Origin of the sequence: Acinetobacter sp. YH01022 (assembly GCF_013420235.1) — a bacterium.
In the GTDB taxonomy this organism is placed as follows: Bacteria; Pseudomonadota; Gammaproteobacteria; order Pseudomonadales; family Moraxellaceae; genus Acinetobacter.
On record NZ_VOYP01000009.1, the window covers coordinates 1 to 12551 of the forward strand.

Genomic DNA, 12551 nt, shown 5'->3' on the forward strand with positions numbered 1-12551 from the left:
TTAAACGAACAAATAGAGCAGATAGAATTTGCACTCAACCATCGTCCTAGAAAAACACTAGGTTGGCATACACCGAGTGAAGTTATGGCTGGTTTTTATACTGTTGCACTTGCCGCTTGAATCCGCCTCTCATTATTTGGAGAAATTTTCTATATTTAAGGTTTTTAGGGTTGTTTTTTACTGTGCCTGATCAGAACACGGCACGATCATATTGCACCGCTTCCAGGTCATAAACCTGATATACCGCATCAAACAGGAACTGGATGTATTCACTTTCATCCATATTACGAATGGCCATGAAGACTGGACTCACCGCAAAACTGTCTAATATAGGAATAAAGTTTAAATGCGCCAATTTAATGTTTTTGGCACTTTCCGGCACCAGGCAAATGCCCTCTCCTGCTGCAACAAAACCGAGTGCAAGCTGCAGTTCACGTACTTCACGAACATTTTTGGGTTCCAGTCCATACTCGGAAAATATACCACGGACCTGACTGGCAAAATTGGCCTTACCGGTATTGGGATACAAGAATAACTGGTGATCTACCAGTTCCGACAGGTTCACACCAGAACGCTGTCCTAAAGGATGGCTGGCATGCACTGCCGCGACAAGAGGCTCTTCACGAAGTAGTACACGTTTAATCGCAGGGTCGGAAATTCTTAAACGGCCAAAGCCGACATCAATCTTTCCTTCTTTAAGCGCCTGAATCTGCTCATAGGTATTCATTTCCATCATTTCAATCTTGAGATAAGGATGCTGCTGTTTAAAAAGAAACATAATGCGCGATAGCAAACCGAATAATAAAGAACCGACAAAACCAATGGTAATGGTCCGATCGGCAATCCCGATACGTTTCGTCATCGATTTTATTTCTTCAGCATTAGACAAAAGTTTAACCGCATGCTGATAAAAAAATTGTCCTGCTTCCGTAGTCTTAAGTGGACGACTACCCCGCTCAAACAGCTGAATATCTAGCTCTTGCTCTAAATTTTGGATCTGTCGGCTTAAAGGAGGTTGAGCAATAAAGAGTTTTTCAGCCGCTTTGGTAAAACTTTGCTCTTCAACCACTGCAACGAAGTAGCGTAAATGTCTAAGTTCCATAGTTAAAAATACCTTTAAAGTATAAAAAAATGCAAAATTGATCTTCGACCAATTAAAACTATTCCTTTAAGGTATATCACAAGACAGGCATAAAGCAAGATCGAGAATTTTAAAGATGTATAAGTCTATAGAAACGTTGCTGGTGGAAATTCCAACCATCCGTCCCCACAAGATGGCTGTCGCAACCATGCAAACCCAGACACTGGTGTTGGTTAAAATTACCACAGAAGATGGTTATGTAGGCTGGGGCGAAGCAACCACTATTGGTGGATTAGGCTATGGTGAAGAAAGCCCGGAAAGTGTCAAAGTTAATATTGATACTTATTTCGCACCGCTTTTAAAAACATTATCCGGTTTAAATGTTGCACAAACATTACAGGTAATCAAAAAAAATATTAATGGCAACCGCTTTGCCAAATGTGCCATTCAGACTGCCCTACTGGATATTAAGGCACAACGTCTCAACCTGCCACTCAGTGAAGTATTAGGTGGACGTTTACGAAACAGTATTCCGGTACTTTGGGTATTGGCTTCAGGTAATACCGAGAAAGATATTGCTGAAGCGCAGAAAATGATTGAGGCAAAACGCCACAATGTGTTCAAACTGAAAATTGGTTCACGCCCGGTTGAAGAAGATGTTGAACATGTACTGGCGATCAAGAAAGCCTTGGGCAAAGACATCTCGATTCGTGTCGATGTAAACCGTGCCTGGTCTGAGCTTGAAGCGATCAAGGGTATTCAGTTGTTACAAGATGGTGGTGTTGATCTGATTGAACAGCCATGTGCAATTGACAATCTGGATGCAATGCGACGCCTGACTCGCCGTTTTGATGTGGCCATCATGGCGGATGAATCCTTGATGGGTCCTCACTCAGCTTATCAAATTGCACGTAACAATGGTGCATCAGTTTTTGCAGTAAAAGTGGCCCAATCAGGCGGTTTGGTTGAAGGCTGTGAGGTTGGAAAAGTCGCTAAACTGGCAGGTATCGACCTGTACGGCGGCACCATGCTGGAAGGCCCGGTGGGTACGATTGCCTCTGCTCATGTCTTCTCTACCTTTGAAAATCTGGCGTATGGAACCGAACTGTTTGGTCCATTGCTGCTTACCGAAAATATTTTGAAAACCCCGCTCAACTATCAGAACTTTGAACTTGAGATTCCGAACGGTCCAGGTCTGGGTATTGAGCTGGATGAAAACAAGATTGACAACTTGCGTCGTCAGTAATCAGGAGAAACCCATGCTTTTCCATGTACGTATGGATGTAAATATTCCACGTGATATGCCCGTTGAACAGGCCAATGAAATTAAAGCCGTTGAAAAGGTTTATTCACAGGAATTGCAGCGTCAAGGCAAATGGCGTCATATCTGGCGCATTACTGGCCAATACTCAAACATCAGTATTTTTGATGTCGAGAGCAATGAAGAACTGCATGACATTTTACAGGGTCTTCCACTCTACCCTTACATGAACATTGAAGTGATGGCATTAAACCGTCACCCCTCATCTGTTCGTGAAGATGACACCTGATTTAACCCTGAAAACTGGAATAAACCTTTGTTCCAGTTTCACAAAAAAACATATTTAACATACCAAGTAGCAAACAAGGAAAGTGGCAGCCATCTATCTCTTTAAGCAGAGATATTCGCCACCAAAGCACCCCTCCAAGGAGTAATAAAATGGATCGTCAAACCATTGAAAATGTAGTTAAAGCTTGTAACGTAGACACTTCTGAAGGTCCAGTAGATGCCCGTTTACAACAAGTTGTTGTTCGTCTGGTTACAGACTTTTACCAAGCCATTGAAGATCTTGATCTGAGCCAGTCTGAAGTTTGGAAAGGTGTAGAAGCGCTGATCGACATGGCAAAAGCTGATGAGTTTGCACTGTTAGGTTCAGCAATCGGCCTGGAACACTTCCTGGACTTGCGTGCTGATGAAGCTGATGCAAAAGCAGGTTTAACGGGTGGTACACCACGTACAATCGAAGGCCCTCTATATGTTGCTGGTGCACCTGAATCAACAGGTTTCGCTCGCATGGACGATGGTACTGAAGAAGGTAAAATCCCGACACTTATCATCGAAGGTAAAGTAACTGACACTGATGGTGAAGTTCTTTCTGGTGCTAAAGTAGAAATGTGGCATGCCAACAGCAACGGTAACTACTCTTACTTCGACAAATCTCAGTCGCACTTCAACCTTCGTCGTACCATCCTGAGTGATGAAAACGGTAACTACACTGCGCAAACCACTATGCCTGTAGGTTACGGTTTGAACCCTGAAGGTCCGTTACAACACATGTTGAACAAGCTTTCTCGTCACGGTCAGCGTCCTGCACACGTGCATTACTTTATCTCTGCACCAGGTCACCGCAAGTTGACAACTCAGTTCAACATCGAAGGCGACAAATACCTTTGGGATGACTTCGCATTCGGTACTCGCGAAGGTCTGGTAGCAACTGCGGTTGACGTTACTGACGAAGCTGAAATTGCGCGTCGCGGCTTGAAAGGTCCTTTCAAACATATCCAGTTCGACGTTGTACTTCAAAAAGACAAAGAAGGTGCACCTTCTACTGAAGTTGAACGTCGTCGCGCAAGCGCTTAATTAGCAAACAAGGAACTGCAACGCTTCATTCCCCAAAGAAGGGCAATGAAGCGCTGTGGTGACTTCCCTAAAATTTGGAAAGTCGGAGAACGGACATGCCACGTATTCCTGTAATCAATACCAGCCATCTAGATCGTATCGATGAATTACTTGTTGAAAATTATGAAACAGGTGAATTCAAACTCCATCGTTCAGTATTTACTGATGAAGCCTTATTTGACTTAGAGATGAAATATATCTTTGAAGGCAATTGGGTTTACTTGGCACATGAAAGCCAAATTCCGAATATCAACGATTACTACACCACGAACATTGGCCGTCAGCCAATCATCATTGCGCGTAACCGTAATGGCGAACTGAATGCCATGATCAATGCCTGTTCACACCGTGGTGCAGAGCTTTGCCGTTACAAACGCGGTAACAAAGCAACTTATACCTGCCCTTTCCACGGCTGGACATTCAACAACTCTGGTAAGTTGTTAAAAGTTAAAGATCCTTCTGATGCCGGTTATTCTGACTGCTTCAACAAAGAAGGTTCACACGACCTGAAAAAAGTTGCACGTTTTGAAAACTACAAAGGCTTCCTGTTCGGTAGCTTGAATCCAGACGTTCCTTCTCTTGAAGAATATCTTGGTGAAGCAACTAAAATCATCGACATGATCGTTGGTCAGTCTGAAGAAGGTCTTGAAGTTCTGCGTGGTACGTCTACCTATACCTACGAAGGTAACTGGAAACTGACTGCTGAAAACGGTGCTGATGGTTATCACGTTTCTGCAGTTCACTGGAACTATGCTGCGACAACTCAGCAACGCAAAGAAAAACAAGGCGGCGACAACATCCGTGCGATGAGTGCTGGTTCTTGGGGTAAACAAGGCGGTGGTTCTTACGGTTTCGAAAATGGCCACATGCTCCTTTGGACGCAATGGGCAAACCCGGAAGACCGTCCAAACTTCCCGAAAAAAGACGAATACACCGAGAAATACGGTGCAGCCATGGCGAAATGGATGATCGAGCGTTCTCGTAACCTGTGTATCTATCCAAACGTTTACTTCATGGATCAGTTCGGTTCACAAATCCGTGTACTGCGCCCGATCTCTGTCGATAAGACTGAAGTAACCATCTACTGTATCGCGCCTAAAGGTGAAGCACCTGAAGCACGTGCACGTCGTATCCGTCAATACGAAGACTTCTTCAACGCGTCTGGTATGGCAACTCCGGATGACCTGGAAGAATTCCGCGCATGTCAAGCAGGCTACCAGGGTATCGCGCTTGAATGGAATGATATGAGCCGCGGTTCTAAACACTGGATCCAAGGTCCAGATGAGGCTGCCAATGAAATCGGTTTAAAACCAAAACTTTCTGGCGTTAAAACTGAAGACGAAGGTCTATACCTGGCTCAACACGAGTTCTGGTTGAAACTGATGAAAAAAGCAATTGCTGCTGAAAAAGAGATTGCTGCTGCAGGAGAACAAGCATGAGCGCGATTACTTTAGAAAATATTGCTCAATTCCTTTACCGCGAAGCGCGCTTCCTGGACGACGAGCAATGGGATAACTGGTTAGCGTGCTACGCTCCGAATGCACAGTTCTGGATGCCAGCCTGGGATGACAATGACACCTTGACCGAAGATCCTCAGTCTGAAATCTCCCTGATTTTCTATCCGGACCGTCAAGGTTTGGAAGACCGTGTATTCCGTATCAAGACTGAACGTTCTTCAGCAACCATGCCGGATACCCGTACCAGCCACAACATCAGCAACATTGAAATTGTGGAACAAAACGGTGACCAGGTGACTGTACGTTTTAACTGGAATACTTTGAGTTTCCGTTACAAGAAAAACTACAGCTACTTCGGTATGTCGCGTTATGTGATCGATTTCTCTGGCGAACAGCCAAAAATCCTGAACAAGTACGTGGTACTGAAAAACGACTATATCAACCAAGTTATTGATGTTTACCACATCTAAGCTGATTAGATTTAAAAACCGGCCTTGGCCCAATGGAATGTTGGCCCGGGCCACCTGATGTTTTAACTCATTTGTAGGATACTTGCCATGTCAAACCATAATGTTGCACTTCAATTTGAAGATGGCGTAACGCGTTTTATTACTGTTGTTGACGGTGAAACTCTTTCTGACGCAGCATATCGCCAAAAGATCAATATTCCGCTAGATTGCCGTGATGGTGCATGTGGTACGTGTCGTGCATTTTGTGAATCAGGCACTTATGATATGCCGGAAGAAACTTATATCGAAGATGCTTTAACACCTGAAGAAGCGGCTGAAGGCTATGTACTGGCTTGCCAGTGCCACCCGACGTCTGATGCTGTATTCCAGATTCAGGCAACTTCTGATGTTTGTAAAACTCAAATTCATACTTATCAAGGTACTCTAACTTCTGTTGAGAACCTCTCTGAATCAACGATTACTTTTGAAATCGAACTTGACGCTGCTGAGCTAGAAATTAATTTCCTGGCAGGCCAATATGTCAATGTCGGTATTCCTGGTACATCTGAAACCCGCTCTTACTCTTTCAGCTCTAAACCGGGTGACCGTAAAACCGGTTTCGTTGTTCGTAACGTTCCGAACGGCAAAATGAGCAGCTTCCTGAGCCAAACGGCTAAAGTGGGCGACAAAATGACTTTTACAGGTCCTTTCGGTAGCTTCTATTTACGTAATGTTGCACGCCCTGTCGTGATGCTGGCAGGTGGTACAGGTATTGCACCATTCTTGTCCATGTTATCCGTTCTGGAAGAAAAAGGTTCAGAACAGCCTGTACGTCTGGTATTTGGTGTAACCAACGACTTTGACCTGGTTGCATTAGAGCGCCTTAACGAACTTCAGGCGAAATTACCATGGTTCGAATACCGTACCGTTGTGGCAAACCCGGAATCTGCACATGAGCGTAAAGGTTATGTCACAGGCCATATTGATAATGAATGGTTAAACGGTGGTGACGTAGACATCTACTTATGTGGTCCAGTCCTTATGGTCGAAGCGGTTCGTGGCTGGTTAGAAGCTGAAGGTGTTAAACCAGCAAACTTCCTGTTCGAAAAATTCTCTGCAAACTAAGTTGGAGAATCAAATGAATCGCGCAAAAAGATTTGAAAACAAAGTTGTGATCGTGACAGGTGCCGCTCAAGGCATCGGTCGCGGTGTAGCGCTACAAGTGGCTAGCGAAGGTGCTCAAGTTGTTCTAGCAGATATATCTGATTACGTCGATGAGACATTAGCGGAAATTGAAGCACAAGAAGGTGATGCAATTATCGTCAAGGCTAACCTGGAAACCTTTGCAGGTGCAGAATCTGTGGTTGCCCAAGCAATTGAGACCTATGGCCGTGTTGATGTGCTCATCAACAACGTCGGTGGTGCCATCTGGATGAAACCCTTTGAAGAATTTTCTGAAGAAGAAATTATCAAGGAAGTGAATCGTTCACTGTTTCCAACCATGTGGTGCTGCCGCGCAGTGTTGCCTGAAATGATCAAGAATCAGCAAGGTACCATTGTCAACGTCTCTTCAATTGCAACACGTGGTATTAACCGTGTGCCTTATTCGGCTTCAAAAGGTGGTGTGAATGGTTTAACCGCTTCCCTCGCCTTTGAACATGCCAAAGATGGTATTCGTGTCAATGCGGTGGCAACTGGTGGAACAGAAGCCCCTCCACGTAAAGTACCGCGCAATGCCAACCCACTGACTGAATCTGAAAAAGAATGGATGCAGCAAGTGGTTGATCAAACCATTGACCGTACCTTCCTGGGACGCTATGGCACGATTCAGGAACAAGTCAATGCCATCACTTTCCTGGCATCTGACGAATCCTCTTATATGACAGGAACGGTAGTTCCTGTTGGTGGTGGTGATCAGGGCTAATCCTGATTATAGGCGTGGTACAGGATCATTGATTTATCAGCATGGAGGCAGTAGCAATGACGACCCTGTTTAAAAGCTTAAAAGATGACTGGTCTGTGTCAGCAACGGTTGCAGGATTTCTAGCCGTGCTGATTTCCTATTCCGGGCCGTTGATCATCTTTTTCCAGGCGGCACAAAAAGCCAACGTTGACCCCAGCATGATGATTTCATGGATCTGGGGCATCTCCATTGGTGCAGCAGTTGCAGGGATTTTTTTATCAATCAAGTACAAAGTCCCGGTCATCACTGCCTGGTCAGCGCCCGGCACGGCATTGTTGGTCACGCTCTTCCCCAATATTTCATTAAATGAAGCGGTCGCTGCCTATATCACGGCTGCTTTGGTGATTCTTTTTATTGGTTTGACAGGCTATTTCGACAAGCTGTTGAAATGGATTCCCCAATCCATTGCAGCGGGCATGATGGCCGGAATTTTATTTCAATTTGGCTTGGGACTGTTCACTGCTACAAACAGCATGCCTTTGATCGTGTTTGGCATGCTACTGGTTTTTTTAGTATCCAAGCGCGTAAGTCCACGCTACAGCATGGTTTGGGTACTGTTTGCAGGAGTTTTACTCAGTTTAATCCTCGGCAAAATGAATCCAGTCACTGTCGATTTCAGTCTTGCCATTCCGCAGTGGATTAACCCTGAATGGTCAATCAATGGCATGCTGAATCTGGCGATTCCACTAATCTTGGTCAGCCTTAGCGGGCAGTTTTTGCCTGGCATGGCAATTATGAAACTCAGTGGTTATGACACACCTGCAAAACCGATTATCACTACCACCAGTATTGCATCGCTTGCTGTGGCTTGCGTGGGTGGCATCACCATTGTTTTGGCATCTATTACCGCTGCTTTGTGTATGGGTAAGGATGCACATGAACTTAAAGATAAACGGTATATCGCAGGAATCGCCAATGGTGTGTTTTACATTTTAGGCGGTTTATTTGCCGGCAGTATTGTCATGCTGTTCAGCCTGCTGCCGAAAGAACTGGTGGCAGCGCTTGCAGGCCTTGCCCTATTGGGTGCCATTGCCACCAATGTTTCAGTGGCCATGAAAGATGAAAGCGAACGTGATGCAGCCTTAATCACTTTTTTAGCTACGGCATCCGGTATGCATTTCCTCGGATTGAGTTCGGTGTTTTGGGGCATTTGTATCGGTCTCGTCGCCCATCTTTTATTAAGCAAACCCAAAACAGGTCCCGCAGTGTCCAACACTGTTTCCCTCTCCCAAACTGAAACTAAATAATTTTAGCGTTAGGAACGATTATGATCGATAAAAGCGTGGCTTCATTAACGGAAGTCCTCTCTCAAATTAAAGATGGTTCGACCATCATGATTGGCGGTTTTGGTACAGCGGGTCAGCCGGCAGAGCTAATCGATGGCCTGATTGAGCTTGGCATCAAAGATCTGGCTATTGTAAATAACAACGCTGGTAATGGCGATTACGGCCTGGCCAAACTTTTAAAGACCGGTGCTGTGCGCAAGATCATCTGTTCTTTCCCGCGTCAGTCTGACTCTTGGGTGTTTGACGAACTTTACCGTGCCGGCAAAATCGAACTGGAACTGGTTCCTCAAGGTAACCTGGCTTGCCGTATTCAAGCTGCTGGTATGGGCTTGGGTCCAATCTATACACCTACAGGTTTCGGAACATTGCTGGCTGAAGGCAAACCGACCCTGAACTATGAAGGCAAAGACTTCGTTTTAGAAAACCCGATCAAGGCGGATTTTGCCTTAATCAAGGCGCATAAAGGCGACCGTTGGGGCAACCTGGTGTACCGTAAATCTGCGCGTAACTTCGGTCCGATCATGGCCATGGCTGCTGATGTGACTATTGCTCAGGTTGCTGAAGTGGTTGAACTGGGTGCACTGGATCCTGAACACATCATCACCCCGGGAATTTTTGTTCAACACGTTGTTCAAGTTAAACCTGCACAATAATCGGTATCGGAGAGAAACCATGAGCTATAGCAAACTGACCCGTGACCAGATCGCTGAACGTGTGGCACAAGATATTCCTGATGGCGCCTATGTCAACCTCGGCATTGGCTTACCCACCAAAATTTCCAGCTACCTGCCTTCAGACAAAGACGTATTCTTGCACTCTGAAAATGGCCTGTTGGCTTTCGGTCCTCCTCCTGCTGAAGAAGACCGTGATCCTGAACTGATCAATGCTGGTAAAGAATTTGTGACTTTACTTGAAGGTGGTGCCTTCTTTCATCACGGTGATTCATTCGCCATGATGCGTGGTGGTCACCTGGACATCGCCGTACTCGGTGCTTTCCAGGTCGCAGAAAATGGTGACTTGGCTAACTGGCATACTGGTGCACCGGATGCGATTCCTGCGGTAGGCGGTGCAATGGACTTAGCCGTTGGTGCGAAAAAAGTATTCATTACCACCGATCATGTGACTAAAAAAGGCGAGCCAAAAATCGTCGCTGAGTTGGCTTACCCTGCGACTGGCCTGAAATGTGTCGACCGGATCTATACCGATTTGTGTGTGATTGATGTAACAAGCGACGGCATGAAAGTGATTGAGAAAGTCGAAGGTCTGTCATTTGAAGAATTGCAGTCGATGACCAGTGCCAAACTGATTGATGCGACTCAATCAAATTAAGGGGAAGTCCCTCCTTTCTTGCACTTAGTTTTTAAAGCAGTGCTTTAAAACATGTTCAGGAGGGATTTAGGGAGGATTTGAGGAATAAAACTACTTCATTAAATCCCTCCCTTGCGAAGCAATGCTTCTCACCCTTTAAAAAAGGGAGAAGTTTTCTTCTTTTAAATATGTGAGAAATACACAATGAAAAATGCCTATATCGTAGATGCCATCCGTACCCCATTCGGCCGTTATGCCGGTGGACTGGCTCCTGTTCGTACCGATGACTTGGGTGCACTTCCAATCAAAGCTTTAATGGAACGCAATCCATCGGTGAACTGGGAACAGGTTGATGACGTGATTTATGGCTGTGCCAACCAGGCCGGTGAAGATAACCGTAACGTGGGGCGTATGTCCTCCCTGCTTGCAGGCCTGCCTTACCAGGTTCCAGCAACGACGATTAACCGTCTTTGCGGTTCATCCCTGGATGCCATTGCTATGGCTGCGCGCACCATCAAAGCGGGCGAAGCTGAACTGATTATTGCCGGCGGTGTCGAGTCAATGAGTCGTGCGCCATTTGTGATGGGTAAATCTGAATCTGCCTATGGTCGTAGTCAAAAAATTGAAGACACCACCATGGGCTGGCGTTTCATTAACCCGAAACTGAAAGAAATGTACAGCGTAGAAACCATGCCGCAAACTGCTGAAAACCTGGCGGAACAGTTCAATATTAACCGTGCAGATCAGGACCAGTTTGCTTTAACCAGCCAGCAACGTACAGCGGCAGCACAAGCACGTGGTTTCTTTGCCAAAGAAATTATTCCTGTGGTGATTCCACAACGTAAAGGCGATGCTGTTGTAGTGGATAAAGACGAACATCCACGTGCAACAACACCAGAAGCTTTGGCAAAACTCAAGCCAGTCGTGAAAGCCGATGGTACCGTAACTGCAGGTAATGCTTCCGGGATCAATGATGGTGCGGCTGCCCTATTAATTGCATCTGACGAAGCAGTTGCTCAACACGGCTTAAAACCACGTGCCAAAATTATTGGCTCAACCGTCGTGGGTGTTGAACCACGCATTATGGGCTTTGGTCCTGCACCTGCCATCAAGAAATTATTGGCACAAACAGGTTTGACTATTGAACAGATGGACGTGATTGAACTGAATGAGGCTTTTGCAGCACAAGCTTTGGCATGTACCCGTGACTTGGGCATTGAAGATGGTTCAGAGAAAGTCAATCCAAACGGTGGTGCGATTGCTTTGGGTCATCCACTCGGTGCATCTGGCGCACGTCTTGTGACGACTGCACTCAACCAGCTTGAACAGACTGGCGGTAAATACGCTCTTTGCTCAATGTGTATTGGTGTCGGTCAAGGCATCGCTTTGATTATTGAACGTGTCTAACAGACTATTAAAAATATAAACCTCCTCCCTGAATGTAGATTCAAAGTACTGCTTTGAATCAAATGCAAGAAAGGGAGGTCGGGAGGGATTTTAATGCCAACTTTTACATCTAACGATGCCCAGATCAATTACCAGACTTTTGGTGATGCAGCCAACCCAGCCTTGATTTTTTCTAATTCACTCGGCACCAATTATGGGATGTGGCAAAAACAATTTAATCACTTCAAACAGGATTATTTTGTGATTTGCTATGACACCCGTGGTCATGGGGCTTCATCTGCGCCACAAGGTCCTTATAGCCTTGATCAACTGGGTCAAGATGTTATCAACCTGCTTGATCATTTAAAAATTGAAAAAGCTGCATTCTGCGGTATTTCAATGGGTGGTTTAACCGGTCAATGGCTCGCTATTCATTATCCACAACGCTTTAGCCACGTGATTGTCTGCAACACCGCAGCCAAAATTGGTCAGGAACAGGCCTGGAATGAGCGTGCCGCATTGGTACGTGAACAAGGCCTACAACCAATCGCTTCTACCGCAGCATCACGCTGGTTTACCGAACCCTTTATCCAAAGCAACCCAACAGTAGTTGAAAATCTTCAAAACGACTTGGAAGCTGGCAGCAGCGAAGGTTATGCAAGCTGTTGTGAAGCTTTGGCTAAAGCGGATTTACGTGAACAGCTGAAAGATATTCCTGTGCCGGTACTGGTAATAGCAGGTCAGCAAGATCCGGTAACTACAGTGGCTGATGGTCAGTTCATGCAAGAACGTATTGCCCATAGTCAGCTGTTTGAAATCAATGCCTCGCATATTTCCAATGTAGAGCAACCTGAAGCCTTTAATCAGGCGGTGCAAAAATTTATTGCAGCTTAAAAAAGCACAGAGCAAGAGTAAAAAAGCCACTTTTCGAAGTGGCTTTTTATCTTTTCCATCTTTTTCTC

General features: G+C 45.4%; 13 protein-coding genes and 1 pseudogene. 13 read left to right on the plus strand and 1 reads right to left on the minus strand.

Annotation, left to right across the window (positions count from 1 at the left end; genetic code table 11):
- A pseudogene (locus FTT87_RS04510) lies at positions 1-120 on the plus strand (IS30 family transposase); the annotation flags it as partial.
- A 70-nt stretch (positions 121-190) separates the two neighbouring features.
- Here FTT87_RS04510 and FTT87_RS04515 read toward each other — a convergent pair.
- Positions 191-1102 carry a LysR family transcriptional regulator gene (locus FTT87_RS04515; protein ID WP_166169976.1) on the minus strand — a complete coding sequence of 304 codons (912 nt, stop codon included), beginning with the start codon at positions 1100-1102 and terminating at the stop codon, positions 191-193.
- A gap of 115 nt (positions 1103-1217) precedes the next feature.
- Between FTT87_RS04515 and FTT87_RS04520 the strand changes: the two genes are divergently transcribed.
- From FTT87_RS04520 to pcaD, 12 genes are all read left to right on the plus strand, one after another.
- Complete coding sequence (locus FTT87_RS04520) at positions 1218-2327, plus strand: muconate/chloromuconate family cycloisomerase (protein ID WP_086196938.1); 1110 nt, start codon at positions 1218-1220, stop codon at positions 2325-2327.
- Between the two features lie 13 nt (positions 2328-2340).
- Complete coding sequence (gene catC, locus FTT87_RS04525; protein ID WP_180081033.1) at positions 2341-2631, plus strand: muconolactone Delta-isomerase; 291 nt, start codon at positions 2341-2343, stop codon at positions 2629-2631.
- Positions 2632-2780: 149 nt separating this feature from the next.
- Complete coding sequence (gene catA / locus FTT87_RS04530) at positions 2781-3701, plus strand: catechol 1,2-dioxygenase (protein ID WP_180042558.1); 921 nt, start codon at positions 2781-2783, stop codon at positions 3699-3701.
- 95 nt (positions 3702-3796) lie between these two features.
- Positions 3797-5179 carry a benzoate 1,2-dioxygenase large subunit gene (gene benA, locus FTT87_RS04535; protein ID WP_180174504.1) on the plus strand — a complete coding sequence of 461 codons (1383 nt, stop codon included), beginning with the start codon at positions 3797-3799 and terminating at the stop codon, positions 5177-5179.
- Complete coding sequence (benB, locus tag FTT87_RS04540; RefSeq protein WP_180042559.1) at positions 5176-5667, plus strand: benzoate 1,2-dioxygenase small subunit; 492 nt, start codon at positions 5176-5178, stop codon at positions 5665-5667. Before benA ends, benB begins: the two co-directional genes overlap by 4 nt.
- 87 nt (positions 5668-5754) lie before the next feature.
- Positions 5755-6771, plus strand: a complete 1017-nt coding sequence (benC, locus tag FTT87_RS04545) for a benzoate 1,2-dioxygenase electron transfer component BenC (RefSeq protein ID WP_180042560.1) — start codon at positions 5755-5757, stop codon at positions 6769-6771.
- A gap of 13 nt (positions 6772-6784) precedes the next feature.
- The gene (gene benD / locus FTT87_RS04550; protein ID WP_180042561.1) at positions 6785-7570 is read left to right on the plus strand and encodes a benzoate diol dehydrogenase BenD; all 786 of its coding nucleotides are present in this window, start codon (positions 6785-6787) and stop codon (positions 7568-7570) included.
- Between the two features lie 56 nt (positions 7571-7626).
- Entirely contained in the window at positions 7627-8856 is a 1230-nt protein-coding gene (benE, locus tag FTT87_RS04555) for a benzoate/H(+) symporter BenE (RefSeq protein WP_180042562.1), read from the plus strand.
- A gap of 20 nt (positions 8857-8876) precedes the next feature.
- Positions 8877-9548 (plus strand): 3-oxoacid CoA-transferase subunit A, encoded by a 672-nt coding sequence (locus FTT87_RS04560; RefSeq protein ID WP_180042563.1) that lies wholly within the window; start codon positions 8877-8879, stop codon positions 9546-9548.
- A gap of 19 nt (positions 9549-9567) precedes the next feature.
- The gene (locus tag FTT87_RS04565) at positions 9568-10224 is read left to right on the plus strand and encodes a 3-oxoacid CoA-transferase subunit B (RefSeq protein ID WP_180042564.1); all 657 of its coding nucleotides are present in this window, start codon (positions 9568-9570) and stop codon (positions 10222-10224) included.
- Between the two features lie 183 nt (positions 10225-10407).
- Positions 10408-11610: a 3-oxoadipyl-CoA thiolase gene (gene pcaF / locus FTT87_RS04570; protein ID WP_180042565.1), complete on the plus strand. Its 1203-nt coding sequence runs from the start codon at positions 10408-10410 to the stop codon at positions 11608-11610.
- 93 nt (positions 11611-11703) lie between these two features.
- The gene (pcaD, locus tag FTT87_RS04575; RefSeq protein ID WP_086196949.1) at positions 11704-12483 is read left to right on the plus strand and encodes a 3-oxoadipate enol-lactonase; all 780 of its coding nucleotides are present in this window, start codon (positions 11704-11706) and stop codon (positions 12481-12483) included.
- The last annotated feature ends 68 nt before the right edge of the window (positions 12484-12551 follow it).